This window comes from Bacteroides sp. An269, assembly GCF_002159755.1.
In the GTDB taxonomy this organism is placed as follows: Bacteria; Bacteroidota; Bacteroidia; order Bacteroidales; family Bacteroidaceae; genus Phocaeicola; species Phocaeicola intestinalis.
On record NZ_NFJG01000100.1, the window covers coordinates 1 to 17,457 of the forward strand.

The window sequence follows — 17,457 nt, forward strand, 5'->3', positions numbered from 1 at the left end:
GATGAGTTTTTGAGGCATTTTCGCTTCTGTGATGAGGAAGATAGCGGGCTATCTGACGAAGAACAGGAGCGAAAAGGGCCAAAAAATCGCCCAAAGCACACACGAAAACAGATACATCAAGCCAAGAAAAACTTTTTGGAGAAATTCAAAACAGCTTCTTATATTCCAATTTCGCTTATGCGTTAATGTTATGTAAATCTAAGTGGTTTACTTTTTAATATATCACAGTTTTTTATTATTTTTGTACGATTTTTTTTGAGACATGAAGATTAAGGAAGTTTTGAATGCCCTTGAGATGTTCGCGCCTCTGCCTTTGCAAGACGGTTTTGATAATGCCGGTTTGCAAATCGGATTGACAGACGCGGAGGTTACAGGGGCTTTGTTGTGTTTGGACGTGACTGAAGCTGTGGTGGACGAAGCAATAGCTTTGGGATATAATTTGATAGTATCACACCATCCGCTTATCTTTAAAGGATTCAAGTCGGTTACGGGTAAAGACTATGTGGAGCGATGCGTTATTAAGGCTATTAAGAACGATATTGTAATTTATTCGATGCATACCAATTTGGACAATGCTTTGTTGGGAGTGAATTATAAGATTGCAGAAAAAATAGGATTGAGGCAAGTGCGTGTATTAGAGCCTAGAGAAAACGCATTATTGAAGCTGGTGACATTCGTACCGATGAAACACGTCAACCAAGTACGTGATGCTCTGTTTGGAGCAGGTTGCGGTTGTATAGGCAACTATGATGCTTGTAGTTATAATATAGAAGGAATCGGGACATTCCGGGCTGGAAACGGTACACATCCTTATTGTGGTAAAATAGGTGAATTACATCACGAAGAAGAGATGCGGATAGAAACCATTCTTCCGGTGTATAAGCGGGATGTAGTAACCAAAGCTTTATTGGCAGCCCATCCTTATGAAGAACCGGCATTTGATTTTTATCCGGTGCAAAACAAATGGAACCAGGCAGGGGCAGGCATCATAGGTGTCTTGGAAGAACCGGAAACAGAAGGTGACTTCCTGCGTCGCGTCAAGCAGATTTTTGAAGCAGGCTGCGTGAAACATTCGCGGCTGACAGGAAGGTTAATCCGAAATGTAGCTTTGTGTGGAGGAGCGGGAGCATTTCTGCTGCCACGTGCTATAGCCAGTCAGGCTGATGTGTTTATAACAGGCGAAGTGAAGTATCACGATTATTTTTATTATGAGAATAGTATTTTGATTGCAGAAATAGGCCATTACGAAAGCGAACAATACACTAAAGAATTGATTTGTTCTTTATTAGAGAAAAAATTCCCATCATTGGAACTTCGTATGACCCGAATCAATACAAATCCGATTAAATATTTATAAAGCATTATGGCGAAAGAAGTAAAAAAAGATCCTAGTGAACTGAGTGTGGAGGAAAAACTGAAAGCTTTGTACCAATTGCAGACCATGTTGTCTGAAATTGACAAAATCAAGACTTTAAGAGGTGAACTTCCGTTGGAAGTACAAGACTTGGAAGATGAAGTGACAGGCTTAAGCACCCGCATCGAAAAGATTAAAGGTGAAATAGAAGAATTGAAATCGAACGTTGCTACCAAGCGTATTGAAATTGAAACAGCCAAGGCTTCAATCGATAAATACAAAGCACAACAAGACAATGTGCGTAATAATCGTGAATATGATGTGCTGACAAAGGAAATCGAATTCCAAACCTTGGAAGTGGAATTGTGTGAAAAACGCATCAGAGAGTATACCTCTTCTATCGAATCAAAACAAGAAGAAATAGAAAAGAACACACATACTCTGGAAGAAAGAAAGAAAGACTTGGAGATGAAGAAAAATGAATTGGATGAAATCATTTCTGAGACTAAACAGGAAGAGGAAAAACTCCGCGACAAGGCAAAAGCATTGGAAGCAACTATCGAACCGCGTTTGCTTCAGGCATTCAAGCGCATTCGTAAAAACTCTCGAAACGGATTGGGAATTACTTATGTGCAGCGTGATGCATGTGGGGGATGCTTTAATAAGATTCCGCCTCAAAAACAATTGGACATCCGTATGCGAAAGAAAATCATTGTGTGTGAATATTGTGGACGCATCATGATTGACCCGGAACTGGCAGGAGTAATGCCTGAAAGACACTTGGAAACAAAAGTGAAATGATTTTTACCTGCAAAATATATGGGTCGCCCCAGCGAGCAAAGACATCTTGAGCTTTGTCCGTTGGGGCGATTCTTTTCATTCATAGTTCCTCATACGCCGGTACGGTGGGCAAGAATGTATAAGAGTGCGTTGCATAATCAATGTGGCAACAATAATGGTGGATTCCATTGCTCACAATCAGATATTCTACTTTCAGCACCATATTATAACGCGTAATTTGGTCGAATACAGCTTGCGTGATTTCCACATTTGGGGCTTTATATTCTATAATCATCCGGGCGGTCAGATTGCGGTTATAAAGCACCGTATCGCACCGCCTTTTCATTCCGTTCAGATTCAATTGGATTTCATTAGCCAGCAATCCCCAAGGATAACCTTTGTGCTCCAGCAAATAGTGAGTGAAATGCTGCCGCACCCATTCTTCGGGTGTAAGGGCAACATATTTCTTGCGTAACGCATCGAATATGAATTTTTTCCCGTCTTTGTTAGCAATTTTAAACGGATAAGGAGGTAAGTTTAATTCCAACATTTTATATCTTTGTATGAATAGCGTGAATAATTTATCATACAAAGTTACAAAAAAGTATGGCAAAAGAAATAACTTACGAAGAAATAGCCCGCAACCTGAAAAATAAAAACTATGCTCCCGTTTATTTCCTGATGGGAGAAGAGGATTACTATATCGACCGCATATCCGAATACATCATGCAATACGTTTTGACAGAGTCGGAGAAAGAGTTTAACCAGACCGTAGTATATGGAACAGACACAGATATAGCTTCTGTTATTAACGCAGCAAGAAGGTATCCGATGATGTCGAAATACCAGGTGGTTGTAGTTCGCGAAGCACAAAACTTAAAGAACTTGGACGAGTTGACGTATTATCTGCAAAAGCCGATGCTTTCTACCATTCTGGTATTTTGCTATAAACACGGCGCATTAGATCGTAGAAAAAAGCTGACAGCAGAACTGGAAAAGGTAGGTGTGCTGTTCGAATCCCGGAAGCTGAAAGACACTCAACTTCCAGGGTTTATCGCATCTTATTTAAAACGCCGTCAAGTGGAAATTGAGCCAAAAGCCTCAGAAATGATGGCAGAATTTGTAGGGACGGATTTGAACCGAATGGCAGGCGAGTTGGAAAAATTAATTATCACGCTTCCCAAGGGACAACGGCGGATTACACCCGAGCAGATAGAACAGAATATCGGCATCAGTAAGGACTTTAATAATTTCGAATTGCGGAATGCATTAATCGTAAAAGACGTATTCAAAGCGAATCAAATAGTAAAATATTTTGAAGAAAATCCAAAACACAATCCGTTGCAGGTTACGCTGGCTGTATTGTTCAATTTCTTTGCCAACCTGATGTTGGCATACTATGCTCCCCAAAAAAATGAAGAGGGAGTGGCCGCTCAACTCAGCCTGCGATCCCCGTGGCAAGCACGCGATTACCTGGCTGCCATGAAACACTATTCGGGAGTAAAAGTAATGAAGATTATCGAATGCATCCGTCAATGCGATGTTCGTTCGAAAGGTGTGAACAACGCTTCGGTTTCCGACGGGGAATTGTTGCGTGAACTGATTTATCAAATTCTTCATTGATTGCAGTCCGGCTGAAGTCAATCAAGGCAAAGTCACAATACCCACGATCCAAGGGCAAACGTATCTGTAAAATTATGCAGATGTATCCTCGGTAACGGAGAGGGTTATCCGATCTTGAAAAGAAGAATATCTTCAACATCGGGGCATTTGTGCAAAATTAATCCCTGCATCCAATTTCTAAAGAAACACATTTCCGGAAAGATGAAAAGTTGATTTGCTTCCGTGGCTTGTGTGATTTTGCCATTCTTTTTTCAACCAATATTGCCTACCAGACGAAGATATATTCATAAGCCATTCCAGATAGCTTCTACAAGCTATGAAGATAACTGAAATGGCTATGAATATATCTTTATTTTGCACATCATTATTCTGATGAATCTTAAAGAATAGATTCGGGCTTTTTTACATTCAGACATATACATTTCTACATTTTGGCTTCGATAAGCCTAAAATACATTTGTATTTGTAAATGCCATGAATCGATATGTATATTTGTTTAGGCTGTAGTACAAATGTAAATACATGGTCTTATGGTTATATTGTGTACTTTTATAAATGTACATGATAATTTATACAATGTATTTATGCACAGGATAATAGGCTAAAACCCAACAATCTATGAAGAATTAATGAAATAATATTTTATATGGCATTAAATAACTGTTTACATTTCTATATTATCGAAGTGTAAACAATCAAAATTATAGTATAACAATCTATATCCTAGTAGTTTATATGAATTTGTTAAAGTTAAAAAGAACTTGAAATTGATGATTTACAGATGTAAACATCAGATATGATTACAAATGTAATTCATTGCTACGTAATTTTGTTATTTGTTTTTCCATATGTAAATTTGCAAATGAAAATAAAAAGCATTACATTTGTAATCATTAAGATTATATACACAAATAATTATAATGAAAGACCGTATTTTACAAATCATACAAAAGGAGTCGTTAACCAATGCCGAATTTGCTGAAAAAATAGGCATATCGACATCTTCTCTGTCGCACATATTGACAGAGCGGAATAAACCTAGCCTGGAAGTGGTCATGCGCATTCACAAGGCTTATCCTTCTATTAACTTGAATTGGTTGCTTTATGGTGAAGGTGAAATGAAAGTCGTTGAAGAAGGTACCACAGATGGAAATAGCCGTCTGTACAGCAATGAGAATCCAGAAAATGCAAGCGGATATCCGGTTCGTTTTGATTTTCGCAAGGAAAACGCGTCTTCCACTCCAGGAAATGGTATGCAAAACACTGTAAAAGAAGAAATTAAATATATAGAAAAACCTCATCCGAAAATAGTTGAAATACGTATTTTCTTTGATAATGGAACATATCAGGTATTCAGGCCAGAGAAATCTTGATTATCTGTGGAAGTGGATGGGCAAAAGCGATGGAGTTTTCTCTATAGATTGAGGTAAATTCGTTATCTTTGTACTGTGAAACGAATTTACCTCAATTTATTTTATGAAGAAATACATTCTTGATTTGACTGTTACAGAAAACATACGTTTGCATGCAAACTATGTATTACTCAAGTTGACCCAGGCTGAGCCGTTGCCTGAAATGCTTCCGGGGCAGTTCGCCGAAATACGGGTAGACGGTTCGAACACGACATTCCTGCGTCGTCCTATTTCTATTAATTACGTAGACCGCCAGAAAAATGAGGTCTGGTTCTTGATTCAGCTGGTTGGTGATGGTACACGTAAATTGGCTACCGTGAATCCTGGGGACACAGTTAATGTGGTCATGCCGTTAGGAAACGGTTTTACAGTCCCAGAAGACACTGCTACTAAGGTGTTGCTGATAGGTGGAGGTGTAGGCACGGCTCCTTTGCTTTATTTAGGCGAAACTTTGTTGAAGAAAGGCTTGAAACCTACATTCTTGTTGGGAGCACGCTCGAAGAATGACTTGTTGCAACTGGACTTGTTCGAGGCATTGGGCGATGTCCATACTACTACCGAAGACGGAAGTATGGGAGAGAAAGGGTATGTCACGATGCACAGTGTACTGAGAGACAATACGTTCGATCTAATCTGCACATGTGGTCCTAAACCAATGATGATGGCCGTGGCCAAATACGCCAATCAGCAGGGCATAGCGTGTGAAGTGTCGCTAGAGAACACGATGGCATGCGGTGTGGGGGCTTGCCTTTGCTGTGTGGAAAACACCCGGGATGGTCATGTGTGTGTATGTAAAGAAGGTCCTGTATTTAATATAAAGAAACTATTATGGCAGATTTAAGTGTAAACATAGGAAAACTGGCTTTATCGAATCCGGTGATGACTGCATCGGGAACATTCGGTTACGGACTTGAATTCCAAGACTTTGTGGATTTGGGGAAAATTGGAGGAATTATCGTAAAGGGGACGACACTTCATCACCGTGAAGGAAATCCTTATCCGCGTATGGCGGAAACACCGATGGGCATGCTGAATGCTGTGGGACTACAAAACAAAGGGGTGCATTATTTTGCAGAACATATCTACCCACAAATCAAAGACATCCGTACCAATATGATTGTGAACGTGTCTGGATCGCAAATAGAGGATTATGTGGAAACAGCAAGCATTATCGACGGCCTGGACTGCATCCCGGCTATTGAGCTGAACATCTCATGCCCGAATGTCAAGCAAGGTGGGATGGCTTTCGGAGTAACAGCTCATGGAGCCGCCGAGGTTGTATCTGCAGTGCGAAAAGCTTATCACAAGACATTGATCGTGAAACTGTCGCCCAATGTGACCGACATCACAGAAATAGCGCGTGCAGTGGAAACTGCCGGAGCAGACAGTGTATCACTCATCAACACGCTGCTGGGAATGGCAATAGATGCCGAAAAGCGTAAACCGGTCTTATCCACTATCACTGGAGGGATGAGTGGAGCAGCAGTGAAGCCTATCGCCTTGCGCATGGTATGGCAAGTAGCAAAAGCCGTGAAGATACCTGTCATTGGGTTAGGTGGAATTATGAATGCCCGCGATGCCGTGGAGTTCCTGCTTGCTGGAGCAACCGCCGTACAGATAGGTACGGCCAACTTCATTGATCCGGCTATAACCGTAAAAGTAGCGGAAGGTATCAACGACTATCTCGACCGCCATGGATTTGCTTCAGTTCGTGACATCATCGGCGCGTTGGAATATTAAAAATAATTTACATATGCGAATGGCATACTGAAAATGCAAATAAAATAATTGGCCACAGATTTTTTTACTTTTTTGTCAAGAGAGAGAAAAATATAAATCTGTGGCCTTTTTTCGTGAATATGTAGATTTGAAATAAATGTAAAGAAATATCTTACTTCAGCAAGTCCGGACGCAACCGTTTGGTACGCTCTAAAGATTGTTGAAACTCCCATTCACGTATCTTTGCTTCGTGCCCCGAAAGCAGAACATCGGGTACCTTCCATCCTTTGTATTCTGCGGGACGGGTATAGACTGGTGGAGCCAGTAAATTATCTTGAAATGAATCGGACAGTGCCGATTGCTCGTCGGATATCACACCAGGGATAACCCGTACGATGGCATCAGATATGACGGCTGCCGCCAGTTCGCCTCCAGTTAGTACGTAATCGCCGATACTGATTTCCTTCGTAATAAAATGTTCGCGGATGCGGTAATCGATGCCTTTGAAATGCCCGCACAAGATAATCAGGTTTTGAGTCATCGACAAGGTGTTCGCCATTTTCTGGTCGAACTGCTCGCCGTCAGGGCTTGTGAAAATCACTTCGTCATAATCGCGCTCGGCTTTCAGTGACGAAATGCAACGGTCTATCGGCTCTATCTTCATCACCATTCCTGCACATCCGCCAAACGGATAATCGTCTACTTTTCGGTAGCGGTCGAAGGTGTAGTCACGTAAATTATGGATATGAAATTCAGCGATGCCTTTCTTTTGTGCCCGGCTCATGATGGAGCAGTTGAAAAAGCCCTCAATCATTTCGGGCAAAACGGTAATAATGTCTATTCGCATGTTTCCTTGTTATTTTTTTTGCAAAAGTACGAAGTTTCCGTTGTTCCCGTACCGCACACTGGCACATTTTTGCTATTTTTGCAAGAAACATCCGAAATGAACATGACAGAAATAGAAAGAATCGACCAGTTGCGTGAAGAATTGCACCTTCACAACTATAAATATTATGTAGAGAATGCGCCCGTCATCTCCGACCAGGAGTTCGACCACCTGATGCGCGAACTGCAAGACCTCGAAGCCCGTCATCCGGAGCATTACGACCCCAATTCGCCCTCGGTGCGGGTGGGCAGCGACATCAATAAAAACTTTGTCCAGGTAGAGCACCGTTATCCGATGCTTTCGTTAGGGAATACTTATTCGCAAGCCGAAGTGACGGAGTTTTACGAACGCATCGCTAAAGCACTGAACGAAGATTTTGAAATCTGCTGCGAATTGAAATACGATGGTACTTCCATTTCGTTGACTTATGAAAACGGCAAGCTGGTACGTGCCGTGACACGTGGAGACGGTGTGCGAGGCGATGACGTGACCGATAATGTGAAGACCATTCGGGCTATTCCGCTGGTGCTGCACGGCGACGGCTATCCCCGCCAATTCGAAATGCGCGGCGAAGTGCTGATGCCCTGGAAGGTGTTCGAGGAACTGAACCGCGAACGCGAACTACGTGAAGAGCCTTTGTTTGCCAATCCGAGAAATGCGGCTTCGGGCACGCTGAAGTTGCAGAACTCTGCCGAAGTAGCAGCCCGCAAGCTTGACTCTTACCTTTATTATATGTTGGGCGAAAACCTGCCTCACGACGGACACTATGAAAACCTGCAAGAGGCTGCCCGATGGGGCTTCAAGGTTTCGCACGTGACACGCAAGGTGAAGACCCTGCAGGAGATATTCGACTTCATCAATTATTGGGATGTAGAACGGAAGAATCTGCCCGTGGCTACCGATGGCATTGTGTTAAAGGTAAATTCTTTGCGCCAGCAACGCAATTTGGGCTATACAGCCAAATCGCCGCGTTGGGCTATCGCCTACAAGTTTCAGGCAGAACGTGCTTTGACCCGATTGCTGAAAGTCACTTATCAGGTAGGGCGCACGGGAGCCGTAACGCCTGTCGCTAATTTGGAACCCGTGCAATTGGCAGGAACGGTAGTCAAACGCGCTTCGTTGCACAACGCCGACATCATTGCCTCACTTGATTTGCATATTGGCGATAACGTCTATGTAGAAAAGGGAGGCGAAATCATTCCGAAAATAACAGGTGTAGACGTGGCATCCCGTCCCGAAGGAAGCGAGAAAGTAACCTTCATCACCCATTGTCCCGAATGTGGAAGCCCGTTGGTGCGTTACGAAGACGAGGCCGCCTATTACTGCACCAACGAAAGTTCCTGTCCGCCGCAGATAAAAGGGAAGATCGAGCATTTTATCAGCCGCCGTGCGATGAACATCGAAGGCTTGGGACCTGAAACCGTCGACCAATTCTACCAGGAAGGACTGATACACGATGTAGCAGACCTCTACACGCTGAAGGCAGAAGACCTCGTACGGCTAGAACGCATGGGCGAAAAGTCGGCAGAGAACATCATTCAGGGTATTGCCCGTTCACGGGAAGTGCCTTACGAAAGGGTGCTTTTTGCATTAGGCATCCGCTTTGTAGGCGAAACAGTGGCAAAGAAAGTGGCACGTGCTTTCCGTTCCATCGAGGCATTGGCTACAGCTACGCTTGACGACCTGATTCACGTAGACGAAATCGGCGAGAAGATAGCTGGCAGCATACTGCGTTATTTTGCCGACGAGAAAAACCGTAACCTTATCGAACGCCTGCGTACGGCTGGGCTGAAGCTGGAAGCCGATGAAGAAGACCTTGCAGGGCATACCGATAAGCTACAGGGAAAGTCGATTGTCATTAGCGGCGTATTCGCCCGTCATTCGCGCGATGAATATAAGGAGATGATAGAGAAGCACGGAGGGAAGAACGTGGGCAGTATCTCGAAAAAGACCAGTTTCATCCTTGCCGGCGAAAACATGGGTCCCAGCAAGCTGGAAAAAGCCCGTGCACTAAGCATACCTATCCTAAGTGAAGATGAGTTTCTGAATATGATAAACGGATAAAAATAAAATGAGCTCCGCAAACAGCCAATACCCCTGAAAAATGAATATATACTGCAACCGCGATTGAATATATACTGCAACTGCGATTGAATATATCTGCATCCACTTACGGATATATACTTCATCGGCTGACGCAGTACTACTGCGTTTTTCACCTCAGTCGGATTGGCTAAGAGCCTGTTTAAATTTTCCAATAAAGTAATATTCTATCAGGTTCTTTTGCGTTTGTTTCCGGTCTGTTTTCCTGATTTTATTCGTCAGATAGCCCGCTATCCTCCTCATAAAATCAGAAAAACATCCTCGAAAACAATTCGCAAAATTAACCTGAGCAAAATTTAAACAGGCTCTATTTGCGGAATTCATTTAAAAAAAATCCGCAAATCAGTTTTGTTCTACTATAATTTTGTATATTTGCCTAAGCATGCGTATTTAATCCGTGTGCCAATCAACTTAAATCGTAAACCCATAAAACACAAAGTATGACAGATAATAGAGAAAAACTCTTTTCCGATTTCCCAGAAGTGACAACTCAAGAATGGATGGACAGAATCCAGACAGATCTGAAAGGAGCTGACTATGAAAAGAAATTGGTATGGAAAACCAATGAAGGTTTTAATGTAAGGCCTTTTTATCGTCGGGAAGATTTGGAAGAACTGAAAACAATTGATTCGCTTCCAGGTGAATTCCCTTATTTGAGAGGAAATAAAAAAAATGACAATGCCTGGTTTATTCGTCAAGATATCCATGTGGATAATCCTTTAGAAGCCAATCAGCATGCTCTTGCCTTACTCAACAAGGGTGTTGATTCGCTAGGATTTCATATCAAGGCAAAAGACTTGAATGCTGAATACCTTCGCACGTTATTGGAAGGAATCTATTGTGACAGCATCGAATTGAACTTCACTACTTGCCAGCGTCACACCGTGCTGTTGGCGCAGTTACTAACCGATTATTTTAAAGAGAAAGGGTATGCCTCTGACAAACTTTACGGATCGCTCAATTTTGACCCTATCGGCAAGATGCTGCAAAAAGGTAAAGATGTAAGCCCGATTATCAGCCAGGCAGCTGAGTTGGTACGAATTCTTGCCGATTATCCCCATTTCCGCTGTGTAGTTGTCAATGCATGTCAACTTAACAATGCCGGCTCCTATATTTATCAAGAATTAGGCTATGCATTGGCATGGGGGAATGAATATCTTAGCAGGCTGGTAGAAAGCGGAATTCCAGCAGACCTTGCTGCAAGAAAAATCAAGTTCCATTTTGGCATAAGTTCTAACTATTTTATGGAAATCGCCAAATTCCGTGCTGCACGTATGCTTTGGGCGTCTATAGTGAAAGCTTACCAGCCGAAGGAAGATACGGCATGCCAAATGAATATACACGCAGAAACCTCTACATTCAACCTGACGTTGTTTGATTCGTATGTTAATCTGCTTCGCACACAGACGGAAACAATGAGTGCAGCCTTGGCAGGGGTGGATTCGATAACCGTCACTCCTTTTGACAGTGTTTATGAAACGCCGAGTGAATTTTCTGAACGTTTGGCACGCAACCAACAACTGTTGCTGAAAGAAGAGTCTCACTTCAATCGTATTGTAGACCCTGCCGGCGGTTCATATTACATTGAAAACCTTACTGTATCCATAGCCAAGCAGGCATGGAACCTGTTTCTGAAAACCGATGAAGAAGGTGGAATGGTAAAAGCTATTCTTGCAGAAAATGTACAGAATGCCGTAAACCAAAGTAACCAGGCACGCCACGAAGCTGTATCACGCCGGAAAGAAATTCTGCTGGGAACCAATCAGTATCCGAACTTTAATGAAATAGCTGGAAGTAAAGTCCCGTATGAACATGTGTGCGGATGTGATGGAAAGCATCATCATGAGGAGGAAAAATCGTTTGCAAGACTCAGTACCGAGCGTGCAGCAAGCCAATTTGAAGCACTCCGCCTGGAAACCGAACGTTCGGGAAAACGTCCGAAAGCGTTTATGCTTACCATTGGCAATCTGGCAATGCGTCAGGCACGCGCCCAGTTCTCTTGCAATTTCCTGGCATGTGCCGGATATGAAGTAATAGATAACCTGGGCTTTGATTCAGTGGAGGAAGGCATAGAAGCGGCTTTAAAGTCAAATGCAGATGTTGTAGTCCTTTGCTCCAGTGACGATGAATATGCTCAATATGCAGTGCCTGCCTATCAGGCTTTGAATGGTCGTGCAATGTTCATTGTTGCAGGTGCTCCTGCCTGCATGGAGGACTTAAAAGCAGCAGGTATTAAACATTTCATTCATGTCCGTTGCAATGTATTGGAAACCTTGCGTACATTCAATGCTGAATTATTATGATTGACTTATCGAACACAGAACCACGGAATAACCATAAACCATGAAACCGAATTTTAAAGACATTGACATATTTGCCGGCTTTCATCCTCAAGATGGAAAAGAATGGCAACGCTCCAATGGCATTACTGCTAACTGGAAAACACCTGAGCAAATCCAAGTAAAACCTGTCTATACCCAGGAAGATCTGGAAGGTATGGAACACCTCAATTATGCAGCAGGGCTTCCACCATTTTTGCGTGGGCCTTACTCGATGATGTATGCTTTCCGTCCTTGGACAATCCGTCAGTATGCTGGTTTTTCTACGGCAGAAGAGTCGAACGCATTTTACCGTCGTAACTTGGCTTCAGGACAGAAAGGATTATCGGTCGCGTTTGACCTTCCTACTCATCGTGGCTATGACCCAGATCATCCTCGTGTAGTAGGAGATGTGGGAAAAGCAGGTGTATCTATCTGTTCACTTGAAAATATGAAAGTCTTGTTTGATGGCATTCCCTTGAACAAGATGTCCGTTTCAATGACCATGAATGGTGCCGTATTGCCCATTATGGCATTTTATATCAATGCAGGATTAGAGCAGGGGGCGAAACTGGAGGAAATGGCTGGCACTATTCAGAATGACATATTGAAAGAATTCATGGTGCGTAATACGTATATCTACCCACCTGCATTTTCAATGAAAATCATTTCTGATATTTTTGAATACACCTCGCAGAAGATGCCCAAATTCAATTCAATTTCTATTTCAGGCTATCACATGCAGGAAGCTGGTGCTACAGCTGATATCGAGCTTGCCTATACTCTTGCCGATGGATTGGAATATCTTCGTGCCGGGATTGCGGCTGGGATTGACATTGATGCCTTTGCTCCTCGGCTTTCTTTCTTTTGGGCAATCGGCATGAACCATTTCATGGAGATAGCCAAGATGCGTGCGGCACGTATGTTGTGGGCAAAAATAGTCAAGCAATTTAATCCGAAGAACCCCAAATCACTTACTTTGCGTACTCATTCCCAGACATCCGGATGGTCGCTTACCGAACAAGATCCTTTTAATAATGTTGGCCGTACTTGTATTGAAGCAATGGCAGCTGCATTAGGACATACACAATCTTTGCATACCAATGCTTTAGACGAAGCTATTGCGCTGCCTACCGATTTTTCGGCACGTATCGCACGTAACACTCAAATTTATATACAGGAAGAAACACAGATTTGCCGTGAGATAGATCCGTGGGCTGGGTCTTACTACGTAGAATCATTGACTCATGAACTTGCCCATCGTGCATGGGAACATATTCAAGAGATTGAAAAATTGGGTGGAATGGCAAAAGCTATCGAGACAGGAATTCCGAAAATGCGTATTGAAGAAGCAGCAGCACGTACTCAGGCACGTATTGATTCGGGCGAACAGACTATTGTTGGTACTAACAAGTATCGTTTGGAAAAAGAAGATCCGATTGATATTCTAGAAGTAGATAATACAGCTGTACGTCAAGAACAAATAGAGAATCTGCGACGTCTGCGTGAAGGAAGAAATCAAGAAGAGGTAGATAATGCCTTGAATGCAATTACAGAATGTGTACGCACCGGTAAGGGGAATTTACTTGAACTTGCAGTGGCGGCAGCCAAAGTACGTGCAACATTGGGTGAGATTTCGTACGCATGCGAAAAGGTGGTAGGAAGATATAAAGCAGTAATTAAAACAATTTCAGGCGTGTATTCATCAGAAAGTAAAAAAGATGCAGACTTTACACGGGCGTGTGAGTTAACCGAAGAGTTTGCCAAAAAAGAGGGAAGGCGTCCGCGGGTAATGATTGCTAAAATGGGACAAGACGGACACGACCGAGGGGCTAAAGTTGTAGCCACAGGATTTGCTGATTGTGGCTTCGATGTAGATATGGGTCCTTTGTTTCAAACTCCGGCAGAAGCAGCTCGTGAAGCTGTAGAGAACGATGTGCATGCTGTAGGAGTATCATCACTGGCTGCAGGACATAAGACACTTATTCCACAAATTATCGCAGAGCTGAAAAATTTAGGCCGTGAAGACATACTTGTATTTGCCGGTGGTGTTATTCCTCCGCAAGACTACGATTTTCTTTATCGGGCTGGTGTAATGGCTATATTTGGTCCTGGAACTTCGGTTGCGAAGTCGGCATGTCAAGTTATGGAATTCTTGCTTGGCGAGGATTAATTGTGTGAATTTATAGAAGGTCTCAGGGAAATATAAAAGCCTGTTTCAGGATTATCCGAATGTCCTTAAAAATAAAAGATGGCATATGAAGATGAACTACCTATTTAATCATCTTATATGCCATCTTTATTGTGCAAATTGCTGAATCTTAGTAAACTTCCCGTACTGTCATGACTTCTGGATAAGACCTGATTGGTTGACTTTTGCCAGTAGATTATCTACTTGTTTCCGCCAATCAGACAGATTTGATACGCATAAAGTGTTCATACCTGCTTTTTTACCTGATTCTATATTCGTTATACTATCATCAATGAATAGTGTTTCTTCAGGCTGCATCCGTGCGTCTTCCAACATTTTTTTGAAAATATCCATTCCAGGTTTCATGCATCTCATCTCGAACGAGAGGTAGAGCTTGTCGAAATACGTGTCAATGCTTTTACCCGAAGGAGTGAACTGGGGCGTGCGTGCCCAATAATCCATCAGGTAGGGATTGGTGTTACTAAGTAGGAAGGTACGATACCCCTGCTTGCGCAATTCGGTGATGTAGTCCAGTTTGCGCAAGTCCATGCCACTCACGAAACTCATCCAGGCCTGACGTACTTCTTCGCGCTTCAGTGTGCGTCCGCACAATTGCCCCAGTTTCTCACGATAGTCTTCTTCGCGCAGTTTCCCTTCTTCCAATTCTTGAAATATTCCGGTCTGGTGATACTTGTCAAGAATGTGGCCGGCATCGGTCAGACCAAGATGTACAAAAGCCTTGACCGCTTGTTCGCGGTCGAGGTCGACTATCACGCCACCGAAATCAAATACAACATTCTTTATCATACTTGTTATTTGTTTCTAGGGTTATTTTTTAGCCATTTGTCCAACCAGCGAAAGAAAATGCGTTGCCATAATACACCATTCTGAGGTTTCAGCACCCAGTGGTTCTCATCGGGAAAAATGAGTAGTTCAGCGGGCACTCCTCTGAGTTTGGCAGCATTGAAAGCTGCCATTCCCTGTGAAGCGAGGATGCGGTAATCCTTTTCACCATGGATACAAAGGATAGGTGTATCCCATTTATCGACGAAGAGGTGTGGCGAGTTGGCATAGCTGCGCTGTACGGCAGGGTTCTGCTTATCCCAATATGGACCGCCTAAGTCCCAGTTGGTAAACCACAGTTCTTCGGTTTCTAAGTATTGTTGTTCCATGTTGAAGAATCCATCGTGGGCGATAAAAGCCTTGAAACGTTTGTTGTGGTGTCCGGCGAGCCAGTATACCGAGTATCCTCCAAAGCTGGCTCCCACGCAACCTAGGCGTTCCTTGTCAACGTAGGGTTCCTGGGCAATATCGTCTATTGCGCTCAAGTAATCATCCATGCAATGTCCGCCATAGTTAGTACTGATTTCTTCTAACCATTCCATGCCGAATCCAGGCAATCCGCGACGGTTGGGAGCGATGACTATGTAACCATTGGCTGCCATGATTTGCAGGTTCCAGCGATAGCTCCAGAACTGACTGACGGGGCTTTGCGGTCCTCCTTCACAGAAGAGTAGGGTGGGGTATTTCTTGCTCGGGTCAAAGTCTGTGGGATAAACTACCCACGAGAGCATGTCCTTGCCGTCTACGGTTTTGGTCCAACGGGGTTCTACCTTTCCTTTCTTCAATTGGCCGAAGATATGGTCGTTTTCCGTTGTGATGCGAGTCACCTTGTGTTTTTCTTTCAGGTCGACAGTAAAAAGCTCGTCAGCTTCGCTCAGCGAATGGCGCATGGTAAGCAGTTGCTTATCATTCAACATGCTGACCGATGTATAATCGTACATTCCTTCAGTGAGTTGTTTCACCTCTCCCTTCAGGTTGGTACTATGAATCATGCTGGTAGCGTGCCATACGCCTGTAAAGTATAAGGTCTCACTGTCTGGAGCCCAGCAGTAGCTATCCACGCCTGATTGGAATGTTTCTGTCACGTAGATTTTCTCTCCACTGTCCAGATTCATTACGCACAGGCGGTTACGATCGCTTTCGTAGCCATCTCGTTCCATACTTTGCCAGGCAATGTGCTTACCGTCTGGCGAAAATTGTGGGTTGGTATCATAGCCCAAGTTCTTATCGATGGCATCTTCTTTGCAGAGGTTGCGAGTCTGTTTGGTATTAATGTCGTAAAGGTAGATGTCCGAGTCGGTCGATACGGCATACTCTTTACCATTTTTTTTGCGGCAAGTATAGGCTATTTGCTTGCCATCGTTGCTCCATGCCAGTTGTTCGATGCCTCCGAAAGGCTTCATCGGTGATTCATAAGGCTCTCCAGCTAAGATATCGGTAGCATCGCCCACTTGGTTGCCGTCAAAAGATGCAATGAAAGGGTGTGGGATTGTTTCCACCCATTCGTCCCAGTGCTTGTACATTAAGTCATCTATCACCCGTCCGCTCGCCTTGTCAAGGTCAGGATATAGGTCGGAGGTGCGTTCGCCGTATTTTACTTGAGCAATAAAAAGTACCTTGTTTTCGTCGGGTGAGAACTGGAAGCCTTCAATATCGCTTGGGTGTGCCGAGAGTTGCTTGCGTCCTCTGCCATCAGGATTCATTTCCCAAAGCTGGCTGCTTCCACTTTCCGATGTGAGGAAAGCGATTTTGGTACCGTTTTTTATCCAGGTAGGGGAATTTTCACTAGTTGCAGAGGTGGTGAGCATAGTGTTTCCCGTACCGTCAGCGTTCATCACATAGATGACCGTGTGACTAGCGTTTTCCTTTACGCTGTAATATGATACGGTGTAGGCAATCCGTTTTCCATCGGGCGACACATTGGTGCTACCGATACGACCCATTGCCCAAAGGGCTTCGGGGGTTAACCGGCCGTCTTTGATGGTTATCTCCTGTTTGCCGATAAAAGGTTTATCTGTTTGTACGCCGGCGTACGTCTGTCCACTTGCAGCAAGCATCACGGCGGCAGTCATAGTCATTAAACTTGTTTTCATTTATTTTTAATGTTAAATTTAGAAGTTGTTTTGAATTTCTCCAAAAAGTTTTTCTTGGCTTGATGTATCTGTTTTCGTGTGTGCTTTGGGCGATTTTTTGGTCCTTTTCGCTCCTGTTCTTCGTCAGATAGCCCG

The 17,457-nt window shown here is 43.4% G+C and carries 14 protein-coding genes; 10 read left to right on the forward strand and 4 right to left on the reverse strand.

The genetic code is table 11. The annotated features are described in order from the left end of the window. From B5F71_RS20405 to B5F71_RS15195, 3 genes are all read left to right on the forward strand, one after another. The coding region (locus tag B5F71_RS20405; RefSeq protein ID WP_158098115.1) for a hypothetical protein at positions 1-186 on the forward strand (186 nt) is incomplete at its 5' end. 76 nt (positions 187-262) lie between these two features. Then, complete coding sequence (locus B5F71_RS15190; RefSeq protein ID WP_087211891.1) at positions 263-1,357, forward strand: Nif3-like dinuclear metal center hexameric protein; 1,095 nt, start codon at positions 263-265, stop codon at positions 1,355-1,357. Between the two features lie 6 nt (positions 1,358-1,363). Next, positions 1,364-2,155: a C4-type zinc ribbon domain-containing protein gene (locus B5F71_RS15195; RefSeq protein ID WP_022039184.1), complete on the forward strand. Its 792-nt coding sequence runs from the start codon at positions 1,364-1,366 to the stop codon at positions 2,153-2,155. A gap of 79 nt (positions 2,156-2,234) precedes the next feature. Here B5F71_RS15195 and B5F71_RS15200 read toward each other — a convergent pair whose 3' ends face one another. Next, entirely contained in the window at positions 2,235-2,684 is a 450-nt protein-coding gene (locus B5F71_RS15200) for a type I restriction enzyme HsdR N-terminal domain-containing protein (RefSeq protein WP_087211894.1), read from the reverse strand. Between the two features lie 56 nt (positions 2,685-2,740). Here B5F71_RS15200 and holA point away from each other — a divergent pair, with 56 nt between their 5' ends. The 4 genes from holA (at position 2,741) to B5F71_RS15220 (ending at position 6,909) form a co-directional block, all read left to right on the forward strand. Further along, positions 2,741-3,757, forward strand: a complete 1,017-nt coding sequence (holA, locus tag B5F71_RS15205) for a DNA polymerase III subunit delta (RefSeq protein WP_087211897.1) — start codon at positions 2,741-2,743, stop codon at positions 3,755-3,757. 920 nt (positions 3,758-4,677) lie between these two features. After that, on the forward strand, positions 4,678-5,130 hold the full coding sequence (locus B5F71_RS15210; RefSeq protein WP_087211900.1) for a helix-turn-helix transcriptional regulator: 453 nt from the start codon (positions 4,678-4,680) through the stop codon (positions 5,128-5,130). Between the two features lie 103 nt (positions 5,131-5,233). Then, entirely contained in the window at positions 5,234-6,010 is a 777-nt protein-coding gene (locus tag B5F71_RS15215; protein WP_087211903.1) for a dihydroorotate dehydrogenase electron transfer subunit, read from the forward strand. Then, on the forward strand, positions 5,998-6,909 hold the full coding sequence (locus B5F71_RS15220; protein WP_022039190.1) for a dihydroorotate dehydrogenase: 912 nt from the start codon (positions 5,998-6,000) through the stop codon (positions 6,907-6,909). The genes B5F71_RS15215 and B5F71_RS15220 overlap by 13 nt, the downstream gene beginning before the upstream one ends. Positions 6,910-7,060: 151 nt before the next feature. On the opposite strand, the gene trmD is transcribed toward B5F71_RS15220, so the two are convergent. Further along, entirely contained in the window at positions 7,061-7,735 is a 675-nt protein-coding gene (trmD, locus tag B5F71_RS15225; protein WP_087211906.1) for a tRNA (guanosine(37)-N1)-methyltransferase TrmD, read from the reverse strand. 102 nt (positions 7,736-7,837) lie between these two features. On the opposite strand from trmD, the gene ligA reads away from it, so the two are divergent. From ligA to scpA, 3 genes are all read left to right on the forward strand, one after another. Further along, a complete protein-coding gene (ligA, locus tag B5F71_RS15230; RefSeq protein WP_087211918.1) occupies positions 7,838-9,838 on the forward strand; it encodes an NAD-dependent DNA ligase LigA in 2,001 nt (666 codons plus the stop codon). A gap of 479 nt (positions 9,839-10,317) precedes the next feature. Further along, positions 10,318-12,180 (forward strand): methylmalonyl-CoA mutase small subunit, encoded by a 1,863-nt coding sequence (gene mutA, locus B5F71_RS15235; RefSeq protein WP_087211909.1) that lies wholly within the window; start codon positions 10,318-10,320, stop codon positions 12,178-12,180. Between the two features lie 40 nt (positions 12,181-12,220). Further along, complete coding sequence (gene scpA / locus B5F71_RS15240; protein ID WP_087211912.1) at positions 12,221-14,368, forward strand: methylmalonyl-CoA mutase; 2,148 nt, start codon at positions 12,221-12,223, stop codon at positions 14,366-14,368. 168 nt (positions 14,369-14,536) lie between these two features. On the opposite strand, the gene B5F71_RS15245 is transcribed toward scpA, so the two are convergent. Continuing rightward, a complete protein-coding gene (locus B5F71_RS15245) occupies positions 14,537-15,193 on the reverse strand; it encodes an HAD family phosphatase (protein WP_022040869.1) in 657 nt (218 codons plus the stop codon). Between the two features lie 5 nt (positions 15,194-15,198). Then, positions 15,199-17,322, reverse strand: a complete 2,124-nt coding sequence (locus tag B5F71_RS15250; RefSeq protein ID WP_206423849.1) for a S9 family peptidase — start codon at positions 17,320-17,322, stop codon at positions 15,199-15,201. Between the last annotated feature and the right edge of the window lie 135 nt (positions 17,323-17,457).